21 protein-coding genes and 2 pseudogenes are annotated in these 23283 nt (G+C 68.9%); 14 read left to right on the forward strand and 9 right to left on the reverse strand.

Features of this window, described 5'->3' with window-relative positions:
* Positions 1–30 precede the first annotated feature (30 nt).
* The 5 genes from ACZ7M2_RS30550 to ACZ7M2_RS30570 all read left to right on the forward strand — a co-directional run bounded on the left by ACZ7M2_RS30550 (position 31) and on the right by ACZ7M2_RS30570 (position 8717).
* A complete protein-coding gene (locus ACZ7M2_RS30550) occupies positions 31–1011 on the forward strand; it encodes a LacI family DNA-binding transcriptional regulator (protein ID WP_352050689.1) in 981 nt (326 codons plus the stop codon).
* A gap of 353 nt (positions 1012–1364) precedes the next feature.
* Positions 1365–2828 carry an MFS transporter gene (locus ACZ7M2_RS30555; protein ID WP_471598026.1) on the forward strand — a complete coding sequence of 488 codons (1464 nt, stop codon included), beginning with the start codon at positions 1365–1367 and terminating at the stop codon, positions 2826–2828.
* Positions 2829–2905: 77 nt separating this feature from the next.
* A complete protein-coding gene (locus tag ACZ7M2_RS30560; protein WP_471598027.1) occupies positions 2906–5356 on the forward strand; it encodes a glycoside hydrolase family 2 TIM barrel-domain containing protein in 2451 nt (816 codons plus the stop codon).
* 11 nt (positions 5357–5367) lie between these two features.
* Positions 5368–7464, forward strand: coding sequence for a hypothetical protein (locus ACZ7M2_RS30565; RefSeq protein ID WP_471598028.1), 2097 nt, complete (start codon positions 5368–5370; stop codon positions 7462–7464).
* A 71-nt stretch (positions 7465–7535) separates the two neighbouring features.
* Entirely contained in the window at positions 7536–8717 is a 1182-nt protein-coding gene (locus ACZ7M2_RS30570; RefSeq protein WP_471598029.1) for a glycoside hydrolase family 43 protein, read from the forward strand.
* Between the two features lie 246 nt (positions 8718–8963).
* On the opposite strand, the gene ACZ7M2_RS30575 is transcribed toward ACZ7M2_RS30570, so the two are convergent.
* From ACZ7M2_RS30575 to ACZ7M2_RS30595, 5 genes are all read right to left on the reverse strand, one after another.
* A complete protein-coding gene (locus tag ACZ7M2_RS30575) occupies positions 8964–9344 on the reverse strand; it encodes a hypothetical protein (RefSeq protein WP_471598030.1) in 381 nt (126 codons plus the stop codon).
* A gap of 93 nt (positions 9345–9437) precedes the next feature.
* Positions 9438–9752 (reverse strand): SRPBCC family protein, encoded by a 315-nt coding sequence (locus ACZ7M2_RS30580; RefSeq protein ID WP_471598031.1) that lies wholly within the window; start codon positions 9750–9752, stop codon positions 9438–9440.
* A 28-nt stretch (positions 9753–9780) separates the two neighbouring features.
* A complete protein-coding gene (locus ACZ7M2_RS30585; protein ID WP_471598032.1) occupies positions 9781–11091 on the reverse strand; it encodes a helix-turn-helix domain-containing protein in 1311 nt (436 codons plus the stop codon).
* Positions 11078–11299, reverse strand: coding sequence for a hypothetical protein (locus ACZ7M2_RS30590; protein ID WP_471598033.1), 222 nt, complete (start codon positions 11297–11299; stop codon positions 11078–11080). The genes ACZ7M2_RS30585 and ACZ7M2_RS30590 overlap by 14 nt, the downstream gene beginning before the upstream one ends.
* A 376-nt stretch (positions 11300–11675) precedes the next feature.
* On the reverse strand, positions 11676–12245 hold the full coding sequence (locus ACZ7M2_RS30595) for a TetR/AcrR family transcriptional regulator (RefSeq protein ID WP_471598034.1): 570 nt from the start codon (positions 12243–12245) through the stop codon (positions 11676–11678).
* A 125-nt stretch (positions 12246–12370) separates the two neighbouring features.
* On the opposite strand from ACZ7M2_RS30595, the gene ACZ7M2_RS30600 reads away from it, so the two are divergent.
* The 6 genes and pseudogenes from ACZ7M2_RS30600 (at position 12371) to ACZ7M2_RS30625 (ending at position 15363) form a co-directional block, all read left to right on the forward strand.
* Positions 12371–13078, forward strand: coding sequence for an alpha/beta fold hydrolase (locus tag ACZ7M2_RS30600; protein WP_471598035.1), 708 nt, complete (start codon positions 12371–12373; stop codon positions 13076–13078).
* A 336-nt stretch (positions 13079–13414) separates the two neighbouring features.
* Positions 13415–13654 (forward strand): hypothetical protein, encoded by a 240-nt coding sequence (locus ACZ7M2_RS30605; protein WP_471598171.1) that lies wholly within the window; start codon positions 13415–13417, stop codon positions 13652–13654.
* Positions 13593–14321 (forward strand): annotated as a pseudogene (locus ACZ7M2_RS30610) (ISKra4 family transposase); the annotation flags it as partial. The gene ACZ7M2_RS30605 and the pseudogene ACZ7M2_RS30610, both read left to right, overlap by 62 nt.
* A 228-nt stretch (positions 14322–14549) precedes the next feature.
* Positions 14550–14801 carry a zinc-binding dehydrogenase gene (locus ACZ7M2_RS30615; RefSeq protein ID WP_471598036.1) on the forward strand — a complete coding sequence of 84 codons (252 nt, stop codon included), beginning with the start codon at positions 14550–14552 and terminating at the stop codon, positions 14799–14801.
* Between the two features lie 81 nt (positions 14802–14882).
* On the forward strand, positions 14883–15146 hold the full coding sequence (locus ACZ7M2_RS30620) for a hypothetical protein (RefSeq protein ID WP_471598037.1): 264 nt from the start codon (positions 14883–14885) through the stop codon (positions 15144–15146).
* A 52-nt stretch (positions 15147–15198) separates the two neighbouring features.
* Positions 15199–15363, forward strand: a complete 165-nt coding sequence (locus ACZ7M2_RS30625) for a hypothetical protein (protein WP_471598038.1) — start codon at positions 15199–15201, stop codon at positions 15361–15363.
* Positions 15364–15999: 636 nt separating this feature from the next.
* On the opposite strand, the gene ACZ7M2_RS30630 is transcribed toward ACZ7M2_RS30625, so the two are convergent.
* Positions 16000–16521 carry a hypothetical protein gene (locus ACZ7M2_RS30630; protein WP_471598039.1) on the reverse strand — a complete coding sequence of 174 codons (522 nt, stop codon included), beginning with the start codon at positions 16519–16521 and terminating at the stop codon, positions 16000–16002.
* A 105-nt stretch (positions 16522–16626) separates the two neighbouring features.
* Positions 16627–16800, reverse strand: a pseudogene (locus ACZ7M2_RS30635) (IS5/IS1182 family transposase); the annotation flags it as partial.
* A 286-nt stretch (positions 16801–17086) separates the two neighbouring features.
* On the opposite strand from ACZ7M2_RS30635, the gene ACZ7M2_RS30640 reads away from it, so the two are divergent.
* A complete protein-coding gene (locus ACZ7M2_RS30640; RefSeq protein WP_471598040.1) occupies positions 17087–18025 on the forward strand; it encodes a muconolactone Delta-isomerase family protein in 939 nt (312 codons plus the stop codon).
* A 106-nt stretch (positions 18026–18131) separates the two neighbouring features.
* On the opposite strand, the gene ACZ7M2_RS30645 is transcribed toward ACZ7M2_RS30640, so the two are convergent.
* Positions 18132–19772 (reverse strand): MFS transporter, encoded by a 1641-nt coding sequence (locus tag ACZ7M2_RS30645; protein WP_471598041.1) that lies wholly within the window; start codon positions 19770–19772, stop codon positions 18132–18134.
* Between the two features lie 148 nt (positions 19773–19920).
* Between ACZ7M2_RS30645 and ACZ7M2_RS30650 the strand changes: the two genes are divergently transcribed.
* Positions 19921–20112: a hypothetical protein gene (locus ACZ7M2_RS30650; protein ID WP_471598042.1), complete on the forward strand. Its 192-nt coding sequence runs from the start codon at positions 19921–19923 to the stop codon at positions 20110–20112.
* Positions 20113–20141: 29 nt separating this feature from the next.
* Here the strand turns inward: ACZ7M2_RS30650 and ACZ7M2_RS30655 are convergent, their stop codons facing one another.
* Positions 20142–21530, reverse strand: a complete 1389-nt coding sequence (locus tag ACZ7M2_RS30655) for an alpha/beta hydrolase-fold protein (protein WP_471598043.1) — start codon at positions 21528–21530, stop codon at positions 20142–20144.
* 297 nt (positions 21531–21827) lie between these two features.
* Between ACZ7M2_RS30655 and ACZ7M2_RS30660 the strand changes: the two genes are divergently transcribed.
* Positions 21828–23219: a hypothetical protein gene (locus ACZ7M2_RS30660; RefSeq protein ID WP_471598044.1), complete on the forward strand. Its 1392-nt coding sequence runs from the start codon at positions 21828–21830 to the stop codon at positions 23217–23219.
* Positions 23220–23283: the final 64 nt, after the last annotated feature.

Raw genomic sequence — 23283 nt, forward strand, 5'->3', positions numbered from 1 at the left:
CGCACCGACGGTCCGGACGAGCAGAGGGTCATGAAGCGTCCCGCGAAGCGGATCACCAGCGCCGATGTCGCCAAGGCCGCCGGCGTCTCACCCACGACCGTCAGCTACGTACTCAACGACAGGGCCGGCCAGTCCATCCCCGAGGGCACCCGACAGCGGGTGCTGGATGCCGCCGAGCGCCTCCAGTACCGGCCGCACGCCTCCGCCCGCGCCCTCGCAGCCGGCCGCAGCGACATCGTGCTGCTGTCGATCCCGGACCTGCCCATCGGCCCGAGCATCAGCCGCTTCGTGGAGGAACTGACCGTCTCCCTCGCCGAACACGGACTGACCCTGGTGACCCACCTCATGGCTGCTCGTGGCAGGTCGGTGCCGGACGTGTGCGCGACCGTGGGCGCCTCGGCGGTGCTCGGCTTCGACGGGTTCGACGAAGCGACCGTCCAAGCGCTGAACCGGCTCGGCGTGAGCGTCGTCCTGCCCCCCACCGACGCTCATCTCTCCGCCATGCCGCCGCTGGGCCGCATGCAGGCCGAGCACCTGATCGGCCGAGGCCATCGCCGACTCGGATACCTGCTGCCCTCACCGGCGAGGTTCCACCGCATGGGCCAGGAACGGCTCCAGGGAGTGACCGGCGCCTGCGCGCACGCCGGCATCGCTCCCCCGCTTGCCCTCGGCGCCGCCGACCTCGACATCCTCGACCTGGCACGCCTCGTACAGCGGTGGAAAGCCGAAGAGGTCACCGGCGTATGCGCCTTCAACGACGAGCACGCCATCGCCCTGCTCGCGGCCATACGACACCTGGGTCTGACCGCTCCGGACGATCTCGCGGTCATCGGCGCCGACGACATCCCCATGGCGCGCTTCGCCGCTCCTCCCCTCTCCACCGTCTACTTCGACCTTGAGGAAGCCGGCAAGCACCGCGCCGCAGCGGTGGCGGCGGCCCTCGCCGGACAGGACGTCTCCCTCCCCACACCCCGCGCCAGTCTGCGCCTGGTCGAGCGCGCCTCTTCCTGACACCTGTCCACCCCTGCACCTCCGCCTCCGCCGCGGAGTGGTGAGGCGCGCTCCAACGGGCCCGTCCGGCAGGTTATCGATTCGTTACCGCATGCGGTCTTGCCGTCCACCCCGGGCTGAGGTTTTCTACTGACGCGCTTCACTGATGCGCTTCACCAACGCCATGCGCCCGAAACTCGGAACCCGCGAGGCCTATGAGCTGGACCTGACGGATCGCGGGCATCCCGGAGACCAACCCGCCGAGCGACCTACACCAGCCACTCCCGCCCTCCCGTTCACCACATGCCCCATCAAGATGACTGAATCGTTTCAAATCATGTCGGCCAGAGCACAGCCCGTCAGAAAGGCTCCTCATGTCCTCCACCGAAACCGAGCCGGTCTCGAACCCGCCGGCCGAGAAGACCCGCTTCTCCTCGCGGCATCTGCTCGCGCTCGTCGCCCTGCTGTGGACCGTTGCTCTCAACCCCATCGCGGGTTTGCTGGCCGGAAACTCCCAGGCTGAGGTGGCGGTCCACTTCCGTACGACGCAGATCGCGTGGTTCACCCTCGGGGGCGCGCTTCTGGGTACCTTCCTGACGCCGTTCGCGATGAAGGCCGCCGCCCTGTACGGCAAGAAGCGTGTCATGGTCGCCGCCACCGTGACCGGCCTGATCGGCGATGTGATCGCCGCCGTCGCGACCGACTACTCGACCCTGCTGGCCGGACGGATCATCGCCGGTGCCTACGGGGCCACCGTGTTCATCGCCTACGCCACGGCCCGCGACATCTTCCCGCGGCAACTGGTCGCCACGGCCAGCGGGGTCATGGCCGCCAGCATCGGACTGGTGGGGCTGGGCGGCCCGTTCCTGTCCGCCTGGCTGATCGACCACCACGGCTTCCACGGCGCCCTGTGGTTCCTCGTCGTGTCCACCACGGTGTGCCTGCTGCTCCAGATCCTCTGCGTCCCCGAGAGCCCGGTCCGGGAGGCGGCACGCCGGATGGACTGGATCGGCGGACTGCTCCTCGGCGGCGGCCTCACCGCGATCGTCTACGGCATCGGCGAGGGCTCCCACTGGGGCTGGACCAGCGGCAAGACCCTGACCTGGATCGGCCTCGGCATCCTCGCGGTGCTGCTGTTCCTCCCCTTCGAGTCCCGCGCCGCCGACCCCCTGCTCCCGCTGTCACTGATCAAGCGGCGCCGGGTGTGGACCGTCTTCCTGACCACCTCGGTGGCCAACGGCGCCACCTTCGCCGTGGGCACCGTCACCATGCTTCTCACCCTCATGCCCGCCATACCGACGGTCTCCGACGGCCTGGGATGGTCCGTCACCAAGAGCGCCACGGTCTCCTCACCGATCAGCGTGCTCGTGATCGTGACGGCGGTCTTCGCCGGAAAGCTGGCCCGCCGCTTCGACACACGCCTCCTCCTCGCCGTCGGCGGCGTCCTGACCACGGCCGGATACGGCATCGCCTCCCAACTCCACACACAGATCTGGCACTTCGTCCTGATGGGCCTGATCGCCGGCCCGGGCATGGGGCTGGTCGTCTCCGTCCTGCCGATCATGGTCATCGAGTCGGTGGCACCCGAGGAGCAGGCCCTGGCCAATGGCTCCCAGTGGCTCATCCAGAGCGTCGTACAGGTGATCGTCAGCCAGCTGGTGTTCACGGTCATGGCCCAGGGCGGCACGGTCATGAAGGGCACGCAGTTCTACCTCGACCGCGGGTTCGCGAACGGCTTCCTCCTCGTCGCCGGCGCCTGCGCCCTCGGCGCCGTACTGGTGGCGCTCATCCCCAAGGCCCGCCGCATCGACCAGGTCGAAGCGGGGCAGGCGGCCTGACCCCCTCCCCCGAACCGGTTCCCTACGTGGCCGGCCCACCCTCGCGGACCGGCCACGTACGACAGACAAGGCAGGAAATGATCCGCACCTCCTTCAACGACCACTGGCAGACCCGGCGCAAGGTGAACCCCTTCGCCGAACTGTCCGGCCCCGTCGCCCCGTTCCAGGACGTCACCCTCCCGCACGACGCGACGATCGGCCAGGAGCGCATCGTCCCGGACGGTGAAGTGACCATCGAGGGCGGTGCGGGCGCCTACTTCCCCGGCGGCGTCTTCGAGTACCGCAAGACCTTCTTCGTACCGAAGGAACTGTGCGGCAAGCGTGTCCAGTTCGAGTTCGAGGGCGTCTACCGCGACGCCACGGTCCACATCAACGGCGACTACGCGGGCCAACGCCCTTACGGCTACTCCCACTTCACCGTCGACGCCGACCCGTTCCTGCGCTACGGCCAGGACAACGAGATCCGCGTCGAGGCCCGCACCCACCAGGACTCCCGCTGGTACACCGGCGCCGGCATCTACCGCCCCGTCTGGATGCTCACCGGCGACCTGGTGCGCATCGTCCCGGACGGCGTCCGCGTCACCACGCTCGACGTCGAGGGCGAGCGGGCGGTGGTCGAGGTCGCGACCCGGGTGCGCAACGACTCGATCGCGATCCGCACCCTCGACCTCGCGGTGAACCTGCGCGACCCCTCCGGGAACACCGTGACCGGCGACCTCACCAAGGTCACCGTGCTGCCCGGCGAGGACGCCGTCGTCCGCTCCCGTGTGTACGTGCGGGAGGCGCGCCTGTGGGACGTGGGCAGCCCCCATCTCTACGGCTGTCACGTCGCGTTGAGCTCCGAGGGCGACCCGATGGACAGCGACAGCGTGGAGTTCGGCATCCGTTCGCTCCGGCTCGACCCCGAGCAGGGGCTGCGACTCAACGGCCGTACGGTGAAACTGCGCGGGGCGTGCGTCCACCACGACAACGGCCCGCTCGGCGCGGCCACTTACGCCCGCGCCGAGGAGCGGCGGGTGCAGCTCCTGAAGGACGCCGGCTTCAACGCGATCCGCATGTCCCACCACCCGATGAGCCGGGCCATGCTCGACGCCTGCGACCGCCTCGGCATGCTCGTCGTCGACGAGACCTTCGACGTGTGGACCTCGGCCAAGAACGGCTTCGACTACAGCCTGCACTTCCCCGAGTGGTGGGAACGCGACGTCGAGGCGATGGTCGCCAAGGACTACAACCACCCCAGCGTCATCATGTACTCGATCGGCAACGAGATCCCCGAGACCGGGTCCGCGGTCGGTGCTGCCTGGGGTCGCAAGCTCGCCGAGAAGGTCCGCTCCCTCGACTCCACCCGCTATGTCACCAACGCCGTCAACGGCTTCCTCGCCGTGATGTCCGAGCTGGCCGCCCTGCGGGGGCAGCAGGCCCAGGACTCCGGAGCGGGCGGGGGGATCAACTCCCAGATGGCCGACGCGGGTGACATGATCAACTACGTCAGCGCCTCCGACCTGGTCACCCAACGCACCGCCGAGTCCTTCGCCGTCCTCGACGTCGCCGGCATGAACTACGCCGAGGCCCGCTACACCCTCGACCGCGAACTGTTCCCGAACCGGATCATCCTGGGCACCGAGACCTTTCCCACCCGCATCGACGGCAACTGGAAGCTGGTGCGAGAACACGGGCACGTCATCGGCGACTTCACCTGGACCGGCTGGGACTATCTCGGCGAAGTCGGCATCGGACGGCAGCAGTTCGCGACCGCGGACAACCCCCGCCCCGAACACACCGCCCCCTTCCCCCACCTCCTCGCGGGCTGCGGCGACATCGACATCACCGGCCACCGGCGCCCCGCCTCCTACTACCGCGAGATCGTCTTCGGCCTGCGCACGGAGCCCTACATCGCCGTCCGACGCCCGGACACTCACGGACTGACCCCCATCGGCGGCCCCTGGGCGTGGAGCGACAGCATCGCGAGCTGGACCTGGCCCGGCTTCGAGGGCAAGCCGATCGCCGTCGAGGTGTACTCCGACGCCGACGAGGTCGAACTCCTCGGCAACGGCAACTCGTTCGGGCGGCGGCCCGTGGGCGCGGAGCACCGCTTCCGCACCGAGTTCGAGATCGTCTACGTGCCTGGAGAGCTGGTCGCCGTCGCCTACCGGGACGGCGTCGAGACCGGCCGCACCAGCCTGCAGTGGGCCAACGGTCCCGTACTTCTGGCCGCCGAGGCCGACCGCCCGATCATCCGGACGACCGGCGGCGACCTCGCCTACATCACCCTGACCCTGACCGACGCGCAGGGCATCGTCCACACCGCCGCCGACCGCCCGGTCGCCGTCGAGGTCTCCGGCTCCGGGGAACTCGTCGGCTTCGGCAGTGCCGCCCCCGCGTCGGAGGAACGCTTCGACGCAACCGAACGGCACACCTACGAAGGCCGTGCCCTGGCCGTCGTACGGCCCACCGGCACCGGGAAGATCCGCGTCCTGGCGACCGCGCCGGACTGCGAGCCGGTCGAGTCCATCATCACCGTCGAATAAGGAAATACCCGTTGATCGACAGGAAATCGCTGGTCCGCCGGCACACCGTCCGTCTGACCGAGCCGGACCCCGCCCACGTCCTCAGCGTCGGCAACGGCGACTTCGCCTACTCGTGCGACATCACCGGCATGCAGTCGTTCCCGGCGTACCACGACCAGAGCGCCGCGATGGCCGAGCGCCGTCTCGCCGTGCACACCGCGACCATGAGCACCTGGGGTTGGCACGCCATGCCCAACCCCGGGGAGTACACCCTCCCGGATGCCATGTCCGAGCACAACACGGCTCGGGGGACGGTGAGTTACCCCGACAAGTTCGGCATCGCCGCGATGATGGGCGGCGACCTGCCCGAGGAGATGCGCCCCGGAGCCTGGCTCAGCGCCAACCCGCAACGGCTCGACCTCGGCCGTATCGGCCTCCTGCTGCGCCCCGCCCCCGACGCCGAGCCCGAGACCGGCCCCGAGGCCCTGCGGGACACCGAACAGTGCCTGGACCTGTGGACCGGAACGATCAGCAGCCGCTTCACCTACGCCGACCACGAGACGGCGGTCACCACCGTCGCCGACCCGCACCGGGCCCGCGTCGCCTTCCGGATCGAGTCGGAACTGCTCGCCGACGGCCTGGCCGGCGTCGTGATCCGCTTCCCCTACGCGAGTGACGGCTTCTTCCAGACGAGCGACTGGACCTCGCCGGAACGCCACCGCACCGACCTCGACCAGGTCACCGACACCGGGTGCGTCTTCCGCCGAACCCTCGACGACACCACGTACACCCTCCGGCTCACCTGGCCGGCCGGTGTCGTACAGCCGACGGAGAACCCGCACGAATACCTGCTGACCACGGACTCGGACACGCTCGAACTCGTCGCGTCCTTCTCCCCCGACGGCGAAGTCCAGTCCGTCGAGGGTGACTTCGCCTCGCTCGCGGCGGCCTCGGCCGTATGGTGGGAGGACTTCTGGACCTCCGGCGCCGCGATCGACCTCACCGGCAGCACCGACTCCCGGGCCGCTGAGCTGGAGCGACGGGTGGTGCTCTCGCAGTACCTCACGGCGGTCAACTGCTCCGGCACCCTGCCGCCGCAGGAGACCGGTCTGATCACCAACTCCTGGCACGGCAAGCACCACTTGGAGATGCACTGGTGGCACGCGGCCCACTTCGCCGCCTGGGGCCGCCCCGAACTCCTGGAACGCAGCCTGGACTGGTACCTGTCCATCCTTCCCGAGGCCCGCGCCACCGCCCGCCGCCAGCGCTACGACGGGGCACGCTGGCCCAAGCAGACCGGTCCCGACGGCCGCGAAAGCCCCTCCGACATCGGAGTGTTCCTGCTCTGGCAGCAGCCCCACCCCCTCTACCTCCTCGAACTGCTTTACCGCGGCCGTCCCGAGAGCGGCCTGGTGACGCGTTTCGCCGAACTCGTCGAGGACACCGCCGCGTTCATGGCCTCCTTCGTCGAGGAACGCGACGGCACCTATCACCTGCCGGCCCCGCTGGTCCCCGCGCAGGAGTTCTACGACGCGCCGACCACGGAGGACCCGACCTTCGAACTCGCCTACTGGTGGTGGGGGCTGGAGATCGCCCAGCGCTGGCGCGAGCGCGCCGGCCGTGAGCGGGACAAACAGTGGCAGCGCGTCCAGGACGGGCTGGCCCTCCCGCACCGGCGCGACGGTCTCTACACGGCCGTGGCCACCGAGCCGTACCTTCGCCGCGACGACCACCCCGCCCTGCTGTGCGCCCTCGGGTTCGTCCCGGACACCCCGCTGATCGACCCAACGGTCATGACCGCAACGCTCCAGGACATCCTGGACAACTGGGAGTGGAACAGCGCCTGGGGCTGGGACTTCCCCGTCATGGCGATGACCGCGACCCGCACCGGCCGCCCCGACCTCGCGGTGGACGCGCTCCTCATGCAGACCCCGAAGAACCACTACCTCCCCACCGGCCACACCCCCCAGATCGGCAGCCTGCTGCCGGTCTACCTCCCCTCCAACGGCTCCCTCCTCGCCGCCGTCTCCCTCATGGCCGCCGGCTGGGACGGGGCGGACGGCGAGTGTCCCGGCTTCCCGACGGAGGGCTGGTCGGTACGGCACGAGGGCTTCACTCCGTGGCCGTGAGCCTGGCCACGGGGGTTTCACCCGGTGGCCGTGACCCGGCCGTACCCGCACCTCATGACAAGGAACCACGTGTGAAAACAGCACTGACCGGCCGGAGCACCCTGGGCGACTGGCTGGAGGACCCCACGGGCGGCCCCCTGATCCGGGAGCTGCTCACCCGGCTGGGCCAGGACGTCTCCCAGCTCGGCCCGGCCCGGGTGTTCTCCCTGAACCGGCTCGTCGGTCTCAGCCAGGGCAAGATCTCACAGCCGCTGGTGGACGGCCTGGTCCGCGCGGTGAACGGCGGCCGGCTCGTCACCGGGGACGAGTCGGCCACGGCCGGGAGGACCTATGCCCCCGAACCCGTGCGACACGGCCTGACGCTCGACCGGATCCAGATCCGTGACCCCTTCGTCCTGCACGACCGGCCCACCTCCACCTACCACCTCTACGGCAGCACGGACCCCAACATCTGGGACGGTCCCGGCATCGGGTTCAACTCCTACCGCAGCACCGACCTCCTGCACTGGGAAGGCCCGTTCGCCGCCTTCCGTCCGCCCGCCGGGTTCTGGAGCGAGGGCTGCTTCTGGGCCCCCGAGGTCCACGAGTACCGGGACCGCTGGTACATGTTCGCCACCTTCACCGGCCCGGACGGCTACCGCGGCACGCAGATCCTCGTGGGCGACACGCCCCAAGGCCCGTTCAGCCCCTGGAGCGAAGGAGCCGTCACACCGCGCAAGTGGCAGTGCCTCGACGGCACCCTGCACATCGACGGGTCGGGCGCGCCCTGGATCGTGTACTGCCACGAGTGGACCCAGATCCACGACGGGGCGATCTTCGCCCAGCGCCTCAGCGAGGACCTCCGGCACACCACCGGGACGCCCGTCTTCCTCTTCAACGCGTCCGACGCCCCCTGGACCCGCCCCCTGCCCGGGGTATCGGAGCGGTTCCCCGCCTACATCACGGACGGGCCGTTCCTCTTCCGCCTCAGCAGCGGCCACCTCCTCATGCTCTGGTCCAGCCACGGCGACCAGGGCTACGCGATGGGCCTCGCCCACTCCGCCTCCGGGCAGATCACCGGACCGTGGACGCAGGACGAGCACGCCCTGTGGCCGGCGGACGGCGGCCACGGAATGGTCTTCCGACTCACCGACGGCGACCTGGCCCTCACCCTGCACCAGCCCAACAACACCCCCGACGAACGCGCCGTCGTACGACGCCTCGTGGAACACGACACCACGATCACGATCGCGGACACCCCGACGTCCCGGTGATCTCCCCGTCCCCATCCCCCGCTCGGCCTCCCCCGCCTCGTCCTCCCGTCTGTACGCGCGCCCGCGTACGGCCCGCCGAACACAAGGTCTCCATGACACTGCCCCCTCCCCCGCAACCGCCGACACTGATAGCCGGATTCCGGCAACGCGCGGGAGGCGGGAGGCTCCTACGTCCGGCTGATGGTGCTCGCCGCCTTCGGTGTGTTCATCTGATCCATCCGTGGATCAGATGAACGGCCTGCTCGATCACGACCCTCCGACCCTGGCTTGAGCTGCCGGCTTCGATGCCAGCGCCACGAAGCTGGTGACACCACCGCCGGCCTGAAGGTCGAACTCCCCCACGCCTACGGGGTCCTCCACCAGGAAGAAGCCGTGCGTGGGGTGCCGCACGACGTGGGCGTAGATCTTGATTGGCTCCTTGTGGTCGGTGATCCCCGCCGCTACGGCCTTCGGGTGCTTGATGTTGAGCAGCCCCGTGATGGGGGCCTCCCGGTCCGCGCCGATGGTCTTGACCTCGACCGGGCCTGGCTCGTCGATCACGGACTCCATGGCCGCCGCGCTGATCGGCGCGCCGATACGGGCAGGCTTCGCCTTGTGGGTCGTGGCCTTGAAGGTGAGCATTTTCATGGTTGAACTCCTATGCCTTGATGACTGATGACTGGTGCAGACCGTCCCGGAGGCTGTGAGGCCCTGGGCCCCGTTCCAGCCGACGTGCCGCTGCTAACCGACGCGCTGCTCGCGGGCATAGGCGTCGAGGCGGGCGAGTTCCTTGCCGTAGACGCGGTGCAACCTGCGCGGCGCAATGATCCGCTCGACGAAGCCGGCGACGCCGGTCTCTCCATCGAAGCTGGAGGTGATGTTCACCAGCGCCTGCTCGCCTTGCGGGGTCACGGTGAACGTCTTAACGAGGCCGGAGCCGTTGGTGTCGGTCTGGACCAGGGTTCGGCCCGGCTCCGGCTCGGTGACCCGCATCCGGAGCTCCCGGACGCCTCCGGCAAAGTCGATCTTGAATTGGACGACGCTGCCCGTGCCCACGCCGCCCTCCTCGACTGGGAGTGTCTAATCAACGGCGGATCTGATGATCAAGGAGATGAGTGTGATGACGGAGACCGCCGTGGAGAACGAGCAGGCCGAGCAGGTGGTTCAGGCACCGTCGAGTACGGTGTCGGACGAGTAGCTCGTTGCGATGCTGGTGGATGTCGAGCCGGCCCAGCGGTCCGCTGGTGGGGTCAGTGGACTTCTCTTGGGGGTGAGTGAGGCGTACGCCTTGGGCCCAGCTGCGGACGTAGGTCACGACGTGGAATCCGCCGGCATGATAGCCGCTGCTGCGGATCACCACCTCGGCATCCGTGACCTGCACAGTGAGCCTGCGCCGTGCGCCCCAAGGGCCCACCAGGTAGTGGTTGCCAGCAATGGTCAAGAACCCGTCGCCGTCGGGAGTGGCGCCGCCCTTGGCACGCAGTCCGAGCAGTTCCAGCGCATCGGCGGGAGCGCGCGTGTCAGAACGCTCCCTGGACCAGCGCAGCGGTGTGGAGGCCTCCGTGGCGTTTGCGTTGCCTACCCAGAACGCAAGGTCTGTCGCGAAGGCTTGCGGGGACATTGCAGGCTGCTGGGCCGGGAACGACGCCCGCAGGTTCTGGCGAGCATCGCCGAGCGCGGGCAGCAGGAAGTTGGTCTGGACGGTGAGGTCCGCCAGTTCGGCTCGTGCCACATAGGTGTCCCAGGAGAGGTCCCACCCTTGTGCGTCGAAGAACCAGGACACCACGGCCGTAATGCGGCCGGTGTCCCAGCGCAGCGTGTGCGAAACGGCGTCCCATTCCTGCAGCAGACGGTGGTGGGCGATCGCCACGTCGCGGAAGGCCGTGCTGGGCAGCAGACAGGCCGCCAGGTGCCGGGAAGCACCGGCGACGATGAGCGGCACGGGACATGCACGGCTCTGCCCGTGACCGACGTCGATCTCCTGCGCAGGCAACCACAGGCCCATTTCCGCGCAGCCCGGGAGGCAATCGCGAAGTACCGGGCCGGGAGACAGCTGCCGTGCCTCCAGCGGGGGCGCCGTCGGCGGCAGGGGAAGGTTCTTGCGCAGGCGAGCCACGTGCGAGCGCAGCAGGCTGGACGATGCCGGCCAGTCGATCCGTCGTGCGATGTCGGCGGCCGTCAGGGCAGGCTCGTTCTTGAGCAGCTGCAGGATCACCGGCTCGAACGGGGCAGCGGCAGAGGCGCGTTCAGGCCGCTGATACCGGGGCGGCTGCTGGCTGCGGACCAGGCGGCGCACCGTGTTGGGGGCTAGCTGTCTACTGCGGGCGATCTGCTTGATCGGCATGCCCCCGGTATGCAGGCGACGTACCTCCTGCCACTGTTCACGGGAGAGCACGGGGCCCCTCCTCCCGTTCGACGTCGCCCTCCTGGAGCCGACGGGTCTGCTGCCCGGCGGTACGAACCTTGCCCAGCGCGAGAATGACCGGCACCAGAGCAAGCAGCAAGGCCTCAGCCTCCTTGAGCGCCTTGCGGACGGCACAGAACAAGATCGCGATCACTGCGGTCGCAGCCGACGCGAGGGTTGCCACCGTTTCGATGCTCACGCAGCACCGCCCGGGCAGTGCTCCAGCGATCACGCGTGTATGCGGGTCCCACTTCTTCCACTCTCCCCACCTCGTTCGCCCTGCGGGACCTTCACGACGAAGGCCCGCCCCTGCCGGCGCACATGGGTGTCCATTTGCGCTGACAAGAGGCGGGCCACTCGTCTTCAGCTACGGTCAACTACTGTCTCGGCGGGCACTGACAAACGTGCATCCCGCTGCCAAGCGAATCTTGAACCCCCAAGCCCCCAAAACCGCAGTCCAGAGCGTTCCACTCACGATGCGATGCCCCGTCTCGTCCGCCACGAAGATGGCGTGGGGCACTTCTAGAGGGATGGGAAGCCTGATGGGGGGATCACCCCAGGCCGGCGGACCGTCGTCAGCTGTCCTGGACGGGGAATACCTCGTCGACGGCGCGGCGAAGTGTTTCGCGGACGGCCTTGGCGTTGTCGAGTTCGGCGGCCTGGAACGCGCCGTCGTGCAGCAGGACGAGTACGCGTGCAGCGTGGTCTGGGTCGGGGTGGCCCATGTCGGCCGAGAGGTCGCGTAGCACGCCGAACAGCCAGGTGCGCTGGTCGTCGATGACCGCGCGTACCGGGTGGGTGCGGTTGGGGTATTCGGCGGCGGCGTTGAGGAACTGACAGCCGCGGAAGCCGTCTTCGAGGGTCGCGTCGCCGAGTACGGCCATGACCGCGCGGAGCGCCTCGCGCGGCGGGTTGTCCTGCCGCGCCCGTCCGACCGCGTCCCGGATCTGTTCGGCGGTGGCCGTGAGGTAGGCGGAGACGAGGTCGTCCTTGCTGGGGTAGTGCCGGTAGAAGGTGGCGCGCGTGACTTTGGCCTCGGTGACCAGGCGGTCGATGCCCACGGCCTGGATGCCCTCCGCGTAGAAGAGGCGGGACGCGGTGCGCAGCAGCCGGTCCTTGGGGTGCAGTTCCGAGGCGGTCGTCATACACCCATCATAAAGAAAGACCAGTCGTTCTCGACTGTCACCCCCGCCACGTTGCAGCCCTCAGGTAGAACGACTAATCTCTCTTCCAGAAAGACCGATCGTTCTCTCTGAGAGGTACGGAACCCATGAGCACCACCCCCACCGTCGTCCTCGTCCACGGCGCCTTCGGCGACTCCGGCATGTGGAAGGGGGTCATCGCCAAGCTCCAGGGGCAGGGCTACACCACGGTCGCCGCGGCGAACCCGCTGCGCGACCTGGAGTCCGACGCGCAGTACGTCGCCACCGTCACCGAGGCCGTGGACGGCCCTGTCGTCCTGGTCGGCCACTCCTACGCCGGCGCGATCATCACCCGCGCCGCCCGCGACGCGTCCAACGTCGAGGCCCTGGTCTACGTCGCCGCCTTCCAGCCCGACGAAGGCGAGAGCGCCCTGGAGAACGCCTCCCGCTTCCCCGGCGCCAAGATGGGACCGGACACCACCACCGCCACCGAGCACGACGGCGAGCCCGAGCTGCGCATCCTGCCCCAGCACTACCAAGACGTCATCGCCGGCGACCTGCCCACCGAGATCACCGACGTCCTCGCCGTCACCCAGCGTCCGGTACGCCAGCAGGCCCTGACGGCCGAGCTGTCCGGTCGGCCCGCCTGGCGCACCCTCCCGTCGTGGGCACTGATCGCGACCCAGGACAACGCCATCCCCGCCCAGGCCCAGGAGTTCATGGCCGAGCGCGCCGGGTCGCACGTCGTACGCGTGGAGGCCTCCCACGCGGCGTCCATCTCGCAGCCCGACGCGGTGGCCAACCTCATCATCGAGGCCGCCAAGGCCACTCGCTGACCCCTCCCTCGTCACCGCCACCACGGTCTATGGGCTGCGGTGGCGGTGACGGCCCCAGCGCCGATCAAACTTCCCTACGTTCTTTGCAGGCAGCCTGCCGCCGAGCGGCAGAGTGCACTGCTTCGCACCCACCGCGAGTGGATCGCCGCGTACGGGGAGGAACCAGCAGCGCCAATCACCCCGGCCGGCCCCGGCCTTGCCGATCCCTGGCAGGGTGGAAGGGGCCGTAACCACCTGCCGGACGGCGTTGCTCAAGTGAGCCTGGCGACGTGCCCACCGTGCGGCGCCAGGCTTCCGACTACACTCCGGCCAAGGGCCACCCTTATCATGATCACCGTGACCACCCGCCGCACTCTTGGCACCGGCCCCGAGGCTTCCGCGCAGAACATCCGCGCCGCCCAGGCCGACCTTCTCGACGCACTGCCCGGCGTCCACCTGCCAGACCTCGGCGAGTTGCGAGCCCGCGGAGTCCTCGGAGCCCACCCCGCAGCGCCGCCGAGCCCGCGACGAACCCTCGGCGCCGGCCGCACGGACGACGCGGCGCCGGATCCCTCCGACCCGCTCCGGGCGGGGTAGACGACCGCGGAGGTCACCTGTACATCTCAAGGGCCACGGCGGCCTGGCACAGTGCGTTCACGTCCCGCAGAAAGCACAGCATCGCCTGCACGGCGCCCTTGTCGACGGCGCCCGCCACCAACTCGACCTCATCCACACCGGAGCCAGCCGCCGCCACATCCGCGTGCACGTCCTGCTCGACATCGTGCACGTCAGTGAGTACGTCTGGACCGCGGCGCACGCCGTCCACCCGCCCGGCACCGCCGAAGCCGAAGCCTGGGTCGCAGGCCACCTCACCACGATCCTGCACGGCCAGGCCGCCCGAGCCGCCGCCGAGATCACCGCCCAGGCCGACCAGACCCAGCTACGCGGCGCGAAACGCGAGGCCGTCTACGCCTGCGTCGCCTACCTCACCGGTCACCTCGACCAACTCCGCTACGACACCGCCCTCACGGCCAGCCGGCCCATTGCCACCGGCGCGATCGAGGGCGCCTGCCGCCACCTGATCGGCGACCGCCTCGACATCACCGGAGCCCGCTGGGGCCTTGCCGGTGCCGAAGCCGTCCTCACACTCCGCGCCCTGCACGACAACGGCGACTTCGAGGAGTACTGGCGCTTCCACCTCGCCCGCGAACACGAACGCCTCTACCCCACCCCCGACCAGCACCGCTACCAGCTCACGGCCTGAACGACGATCTTCCCTCAGCAACGGTGCGCCCCCAGCCTCCCGCGCCTCCATGATCAGCGACCCCATCGGCCTCCTCCTCCACCGCCATGGCAAAGGACACCGCTCTGTCCACGTCCCGATCAGCGTTCTTCCAGCTCTGCCTTTCCCCTCAGACGAGCCACACCCATCCCAGATCGCACCTGGCGGAAGGCGCATGCTCCGGCCTCGGGTTCCGGCAAGGCTGACTCCGTGGCCCTGACCGGCGACCCCGCGCGGGTCGTCACCACCGCCGACATGACCTTCGCCGAGCACAAGGTGCGCTTCACCGGACTCGACCCGGCCGACCGGTTCCCGCAGGCCCTGCCGCTCCTGGCCGACCTCATCGCCCGCGGCGAGCTCGGGGTGCCGGTGTGGCGCACCTTCCCCCTCACCAAGGCCGCCCAGGCCCACGCCGAGATCGAGACCCACCACAACAAGGGCAAGGTCGTCCTGCTTCCCTGACCCGTCAGCCACCCCGCCGCGCCGTCGTCCGCCCGGCGGGGGCCGCAGTCCGTTTCAGAAGTACAAGAAAGTGAACCGAAAATGAGCACCCCGACCGCGCTCCCCGACGCCGACCTCGTCCGGATCGTCCAGGCGTACTACGACTCCGTCGACTCCCGGGACGCCGCTCGCGTCGCCAACACCTACCTCGCCGCGCCGAACACGACGCTGCAGTTCAACGCCGACGACCCCATCGTGACCGTCGAGGCCATCAAGCAGTTCTCGGAAGGGTTCCTCCACGACGTCTCCGGCATCCGGCATCCGGCACACCGTGATCGACATATGGGCGACCCCGCTGATGGGTGATGCCGTGCCAGTGAACCTGGCGCCTGCCCGGTCCGCCTCCACCGTGACCGTCGTGTCCACCGCCCTTCCGACCTTCTCCGTCGACACCGGCTCGGCGGTGACCCGTCTCGCGCTGCCCGCGACGTCGATCTTCACCATCGACATCGAGTCGGAGAAGTTCGTCTCGGTCCACAACATGTTCGACATCGCCAAGGTCTACGCCGCCGTCAGCGGCTGAACGAGCACGGACACCGACGCGTCGTGTGTGGGTGCCGGCCGTACCCGACCGAACCGAACGGGCACAGCTGACACCCGTTGCCAGCACGTGCGTCGGGCCGTGGCCTCGTGTGTGATGAAGACCGCTGATCTGCGGCTGGGCGCCAGAAAGGAGGGCCCGCCCGATGCGGTGCGCAGGGCGTGGGCGGGGCCCTGCGCACTCACCGCCTCGGATACGGTCACTGCCCGCGGCTGTGCGCGTCCCATGGTGGAGCGGCAGAACCTCAGCAGACGTGGGGGCATGTCAGCACCTGTAACAGCAGTGCCTTCCCCAGGCCTCTGATCTTCGGCTCCGTTGACAATGGCAGCGGAATCCAGGTGCCCCGCGGACGCCGCGTCGGGCCGCGTCGGCCCGGCCGGCGCAAACCGACTGCTCCAGCGGGACGAGCAAGCGCGGCTCTACCTCATCGACCGGGCGTTGGTGGAGGGGCTCAAACGGGCCTCGCTCTCGCCGACGCCCGCCCCGACCTGATGCGCCGCTGACCGGCCGGGTGTCTCACCAGGCGGGGCCGCGCCGCCGGAAGAAGAGCGTCTCGCCCGGCCTCGCGCCGAGCTGGAATGACCCGAGGATCGCCTTGCTGGAGGCGCCGGGCCGGGCTCAGCCGTCGACGAACTCCTTGAGCATCTCCTCCAGGTCGGCCAACGTGTCGGCGACCGACGTGCCGTACTGCGCATCCCGGAGGGTGATGCATGTGGCGGTGAAGTCCGCAAGTTCGAGGATCAGATCGAAGAACTCTCCCTGATCCCGGGCGAAGGTCGTCCCGAGCACCTCGCCTGCACTCGCTTGGTCCGTCAGAAGAGCCCGGATCACCGGAAGCGCGTTCAGCTTCGCTTCCCCCAGCACTGCCCGGCGGTCGGCGGCTTCCTCGATCGAGGCGAGGAGTTCATCGACCGTCTGCTCGGTCTCGTCGGCCAGCACGAGCGCGAGTCCGGTCGCGGAGACCGTCGCGCCGGTGGCCAGGAGGAAGATCCGGTCGGTGCCGTTCTCGTCCGCGTCGGCACGCGCGGCCGCGGACACCACGCGGCCGGCAGGAGAATCGACAGGCCGCCGGGCCGTGCGGCTTGCCTGATCCATCGAGGCGCGGATCAGTTCCATGACAGGCTCGTGAGAGGTCGGCATCCACCCATCGTGGCCTGCGAGTTCGCCCGGACGCAGGCGAAGAGCGAATCTCTTCTCCGAGTAGGAGCCAGGTCCGGCCGCGTCCCGTGAAGGCCGGGCCGGTCAGCCGAGACTCACCGCCCTGACGTGGGAAGAGTCGATCCCCGCCCGCGACCAGTCCAGCTTCCTCGCGGCCCACAGCTTCTTCAGCAGCACAAGATGCAGCTCGTCCCACACGGCCGCCTCGTTCCATGCGGCCAGGCGCCGCCAGCAGGTCACGCCCGAGCCGAAGCCCAGCGCCTCATGAATCCTCCACGGGATAGCGCGCCGTGCCGCCCACAACCACCGTCAGAGCGGCAGAAGTTGACTGCAAGGCACGGCAGACGGGTGTATGTCACCTTCTACGACTGCCGAACTGGCCCGATCGTTGCCCTGGATCGGGGTGCCGTGACGACCCGTCACACCGAGACAAATAGCACGATGCAACCGGCTTCGCTTCACTGGCGAACAGGCATCGGCGGCGCCGAGGTCCCCGCTGCGGCCTCGGCAGCGACGACGATCGCCCGTGCCTGCATGCCGGGAAACTGTGGGCCAGGACGGCGAGTGGCCGCTCTTCCTGGACGTGTGGGTCGAGCACGTCGTCGAGGAGGTCGCCACCGCGGCCCGCGAGGGCAGCAAGGGCACCATCGAGGGCCCCTACTACGTCCCTGGCGCCCCTGCGCTGTCCAGCACCGGTGCCCTGCCGATGCGCGACGAGGAGCCCGGTACCCCGCTCCTCTTCCAGGGGCAGGTCACCGCCGTCTCCGGCAAGCCGCTGGCCGGTGCCGTGCTGGAGATGTGGCAGGCCGACGACGACGGACTGTACGCGCAGTTCGCACCCGGCATCCCGGAGTGGAACCTGCGCGGAGCCGTCGTGACGGACGACGAGGGCCGCTTCGCGGTGCACACCGTCCAGCCCGCCCCCTACCAGATACCCACGGACGGTTTCCTGCGGCAGGCTCGTCGCAGCCGCGGGCTGGCACGCCTGGCGCCCCGCCCACCTCCACCTCAAGGTCACCGCGCCCGGATACGAGGCGCTCACCACGCAGCTCTAGTTCGAGGGCGGCGTGCACGTCCAGGACGACGTGGCCTCGGCCGTGAAGCCGGAACTCATGATTGCCCCGCAGCCCACCGGAGAGGGCGGCAACCGGGTCACCCACGACTTCGTCCTCGACCCCGCCTCGTGATGCCTGTTCAGGAGCCCACCGTGCTGTTCGCCGTCCAGATGACCGTGAAGCTGCCCCCCGACCTGGACCCCGAGGTCCGTGTGTCGACCCTCGCCGCGGAGAAGGCGTACGCGCAGAAGCTCCAGCATTCCGGCGAATGGCTGCACCTGTGGCGCTGCGCCGGTCAGTACTCCAACCTCAGCGTCTTCGATGTCACCGACAACAACCGGCTCAACGAGCTTCTGTGGGGCCTTCCGCTCTTCCCCTACATGGACATCACGGTGACACCACTCTCTCACCACCCCTCCGCCATCCCCTGAGGGTTCACGCCGCCGGCCAGGGGATCACGAAGCGTCGTCTCCTACGCTGACGGAGGGGGTTGTCCGCCAGTGCCGCCACGGGCAACCACCCTCGGCCCCCGGGCTCTCAGCTCACTTCACCGGATCCGGCGGGATGCGGCAGCGGCGTGACCTCGGTCGCGGTGTTGTGTGCGGGCCGGGCGCGGACGCCGATCAGTGCGAAGGCGACGACTGCCGCCACGAGCATGCCGATGCCGCCGACAAGGGCGCAGGTGTGCAGCGCATCGGTGAAGCTCGCACCGTAGGCGGACTGAGCCTGACCGGTGGCCTCGGGGGTTTTCAGGTGGAGGAAGGCGCCGGCCTGGATGCCGACGTTCGACACCAGGCCGTCGACCTGACCCTGGTCGGCGGCGCTCAGTCCGGACCGGGCGAGGTGCCCGGGCAGGCTGTTCAGGGTGCGGTTGGTCAGGAGGACTCCGAAGACGGCGGGGCCGAGCGCGCTGCCGATCTGGCGCAGCGCGCTGTTGGCGGCGCCTGCCGTACCCGCCAGCTGGTGCGGCAGGCTGTTCATGGCGATCGTCGTGACCGGAGCCATGGCCAAGGCTATGCCGATGCCCAGTACTCCGATGACCAGGGCCGCTTCGCCCGTACCGGTGGAAGCGTGGAAGAGGTTCACGCACAGGGCACCGATGCCACCGACCACGAGTCCGGTGACCAGCAGCAGTCCGGGTGTGGTCCTGTTCATCAGACGTCCGACCAGGGGGCCCAGTACGACGGTGAAGCCGTTGATGGCGACGAGGCGCACACCGATGTCCCAGGTCGAGGCGTGATGGACGAGGCCGAAGTACTCGCTCAGCGCGAAGACCAGGCCGACCTGGGCGAACAGGGTGAGGGCCATCACGAGCGCGGCGCCGGAGAACGCCGAGGACTTGAACAGGCGCATGTCCAGCATCGGACAGGGTGAGCGCAGTTCCACCAGGACGAAGGCGAGCAGGCCGACCGCGGCCGCCAGGAACGCGATCACGACCTGGATCGATCCCCATCCGGCACTGCCACCCTCGATGACGCCGTAGACCAGCCCTGTGATGGCGACGATGGCCAGGAGCTGCCCGGGGACGTCCAAATGGCGCTCGCGTTCCGCCCGGGAATCCTTGAGGACCACGGCCCCGACCACGACCGTGACGGCACCGATGACCAAGGACGGCAAGAAGATCCACCGCCAGCTCGCATGCTCCACGATCACACCGTTGAACAGCGGACCGAGGGTCAGACCGAGCCCCAGGGCAGCAGTCCACAGGGCAATCGCCCTCGCACGCTTGTGGCGGTCCGGACAGACATGACTGATCAGACCGAGCGTCGACGGGAGCAGCGCGGCGGTGCCGACACCGGTGAGCGCCTGGCCCACGCAGACCTGCACGACGCTGTCGGCGGTCAGGCACACCAGGCAGCCGAGGCAGAAAACCACCAACCCGGTGAGATACACCTTCTTGCGGCCGTACAGGTCTCCGAGCATGCCGCAGGTCAGGAGTAGCGCCGCGGTCGGCAGGATGAACGCATCGGTGATCCACTGGAGTCCGGAGGTGGAGGCGTCGAGCGCCTGCTGCATGACCGGCAGTGCGACAGAGACACCGACGACCGGCAGGTAGGACACGAACACTCCTACGCAGGCCAAGGCGATCGTCGCCGTGATGTGCCGGGACTCGCTGTGTGGCTGCGGGGGCTGGGGCGATGCATGGGAAACGACGGCCGACATGGCACCTCGAAACATCGTGGCATGAGTGGGCAACTGGCCGGGGAAGAGCACTGGTTGAGCATTCGTCGGCTCCGGCCCCGGGTGGACGGGCGTGCGTCGCGGTCTACCGCAGAACTGACGGCAGCGGCCCCGTCAACTCCTTCATCTCGTTCAATTCATTTCCGTGGACCAGCACATGGCGTCGTGGCGTCACGCCGTTCGCATCAGCGAGCACCGCACGATCGGCTCGAAGCTCCATCGACGTAAGCCATTTCTGACCGGGAAACCGCTTCGGACCGTATACCTGACCATCGCCCCGGACATGTCCTCGGACCTGCAAACTAAGCTGAACCAGACCGAGGGCATGTCCGCCTGATACTGGCCGGCCCCTTTACGTCACCTTCCTCACCGGGACTGCCGCATGATCCAGTCGCGGATGCCCGGGATGGTGTAGGCGATGCGCCACGTACCCATGTGCGCACTGGTGGTGGAGCCGGACGGCACGGTCGTGCCGGTCTGGAAGGAGGCGTAGTTGACCGGTGCCTTCTGGGCCTTAAGGCCGCGGACGTCGGCTGCGAACTGCGCGGCGGTCGACTGGCCGTCCCAGACCGCGATGGCGACCTTTGTGCCCTGGTCCTTGATGACCTGGGTGATCGCATTCTCGCCGGGATAGGCCTTGTCGTCGTCCTGGGAGACGGCGATCCACAGCTTCTTGTCGGCGAGCGGAGCGGCCACGTCGGACGGCCACTGGCCGGCGACGATGAAGGCCGCCGCGAACAGGTCGGGGTACTTGATGTTCAGGCCGAGCGACATCATCGCGCCCATCGACTGGCCGGTGGTGTAGAGCCGGTCGCTGTCGATGCTGTACTTCTTCGTCACCGCCTTGACGAGGTTGGCCGTGGCGTCGAACAGCGCCGACGGTTCGTAGTCGTCGTCGACCACGACCGACCCGTACTCGGGCGCCAGCACGAACGACTCGTGCCTGGCCTGGTCATCGGGGCTCGCCCAGCACACGGCGCCGAGGCCCTGCACGAGGGGGCCTTCCGTCGCAACGTTGACAACGCTCGCGTCGTGCATGAACAGCACGAGCGGGTAGCGCTTGCGGGGGTCGTAGTTCTTCGGGACGAAGAGGTTGTACCGCAGAGTCTGGCCGGTCGCGGCATCGTCGTACGTGAACTGCTGGAAGTCGTCGACGATCAGGTTCACCACCGCGCCGGTGGTCAGCGTCGTGCCGGTGGCCTCGTAGCGGGCGCCCCGGGTGGTGGTGACCATGCCCTTCTGGACGAGCGAAGCCTTGGCCGCCACGATCGTCCCGCCCGGCGTACTGTCGCCGACCTTCGGCCCGCCTCCGCCGGGTGCACCGCTGGAGCTGCTCGGTGCCGGGGTCGGGCCGGCGCTGTCCCCGCCTGTCGGGGTGCCGGAGCCCTGCTGCGTGACCCACAGGGCCGCCGCCGTGTCGTCGGCCGACAGCTCGACGATCACGTAGCGGCCGTCCCTGCTACGTTCCGCGAGTTCGGCCGCCCTGTTGGCGTAGACCTTGGTGACCGTGCGGTCCGTGACCGCGTACGTCGACGTCGACAGCGAAGAGCCGTCGATGTCCCGGTCGTACTCGACGGCCACCGCGATGAGCTTCTGCCCGTCGCCGAAAACCTTCGTGATAGCCGTGGCACTCCGGACATGACCGTCCGTGGAGCCCTTTCCGTCAGGTTCAGCTGCGGCGCTGAGCGTCGCGCCGCCGACAACGGCCAGGGCTCCGGCCGCCACAGATCCGGCGATGAATGTGCGCCTCTCCACCAATGCGGACTCCTTAGTCGGTGACTGGCATGCGTCACGAGTGCCTCCGGCCCCTGCGGGCCGGAAAGTCAAACGTCGGTGACGCTAGGGACGCCGGTTTGGAGACAGCTGTGAGAGATTTCCGCAAAACGGAGATAGCACGCGCGTTTTCACAGGTTACGCAGAGGTTTCCTGGTCGTGACCCTGCGTCAAGGTACGCAATCTCAGTTGACGCACGACGGACTATGTCGGCTGCGCTGCTCCCTGGAACATCGGTGGCCTTCCAGTTGCCGAGCGTGAAGGACAGTGGTGGATTCCATGGCAGAGAACGGGGAGTCGAAGAGTGGCCCGCTGCAGCGCCGTTCGTTCCTGAGCGGCTCGCTGGCCGCCGCGGCAACGGCCGCGTCCCTGGTAGGCGGCGCAGGGGCAGCACAGGCGGCCGACGGAGGGGCGCATCACGACGCCTCCGCCTCGGCGGTGCTGAAGGCGGGCGCCGGCCGGGCCGCGATCGCCTTCCCGGCCTCGCTCCTCCCCCTCGACGGCTTCACCACCGTGCACGACGACCTGTACGTGCGGATCCTGCTGGTGGAGAGCGGATCGCGGCGCGTTGCCCTGGCAGTGCTCGACCTGACGTCGATCAGTGCCGAGGCGATCGCGGCCATGCGGACGATCATCTCCAAGGCGACCGGTGTGGCGACGGCCGACATCGTCGTGACCGTCACGCACACCTTCTCCGCCCCGCACGTCCAGGCGGCCGGCAGCTCCACTGGGGCGGCGCGGTACGTGGAGCAGATCAAACAGGCCACGTCGATGGCGGTCGCGGCGGCGGTCAAGGGACTACGGCCCGCACGGGTCGGCTTCGGCACCGGAGACTGCGACGTGAACGTCAACCGGGACGTCCTCACGGCCGACGGCTGGTGGCTGGGCACCGGCGAGACGGGACCCTCCGACAAGAGCGTGGGTGTCACCCGCTTCGACGACGCGAGCGGCAACCCTATCGCCGTTCTCGTCAACTACAGCGTCCAGTCCTCGGTGATGATGGAATCGGTCATGGCGAGCGGTGACCTGCCCATCACGGCCGACCTCGCGGGCGCCACGGTGCGGCACGTCGAGGAGCAGTACGGCGACGGCGTCGTCGGGTTCTTCCTCGTGGGCTCCTGCGGCGACCAGGCACCGCAGTTCCGTTCCAAGCGGTACGCCATCGACAAGGACAAGGAGTGGTCCCAGGTCGACGCGAAGGACGCGGGCTGGATCCTGCTGACGGTGCAGGGCGAACGGCTGGGCACCGAGGTCGTCCGTGTTGCCCAGACCATCAAGACCTCGCCGGGCAGCAGGACTTCCACGGTGCGCCTGGTGACCGACTCCGTCACCGTCGGCACGGTGGCGGGGGGTCACCCGACGGGGCCGACGAAGACGTACGACTTCACTCCGACCGGCACGGCCGAGGTGCCGATCTGGATACTCGGAGTCGGTGAGGGCGTCTTCGTGGGAGTGTCGCCCGAGCTGTCCACCGACACCTCGCTGGACATCAAGAAGCACTCGCCGTTCGCGCACACCTCCGTCATGTCGATGCTGGAGGGCGGCGCCAAGAACATGGCGGAGGCGCGGAGTTACGCCCGCATCACGTACGAGGCGGTGGACTCGTCGTACGCCAGGGGAGCGGCCGAGACCGTGGCGGCGAAGATCGCCGACATGCTGCACTCGCTCTGATCAACGGCTCGCGCGGCGTGTGGGAAGAGGCCGCACAGGAGAGACACGCGATCGGGCGTGCCGT

Source organism: Streptomyces sp. NPDC111507 (genome assembly GCF_055638955.1).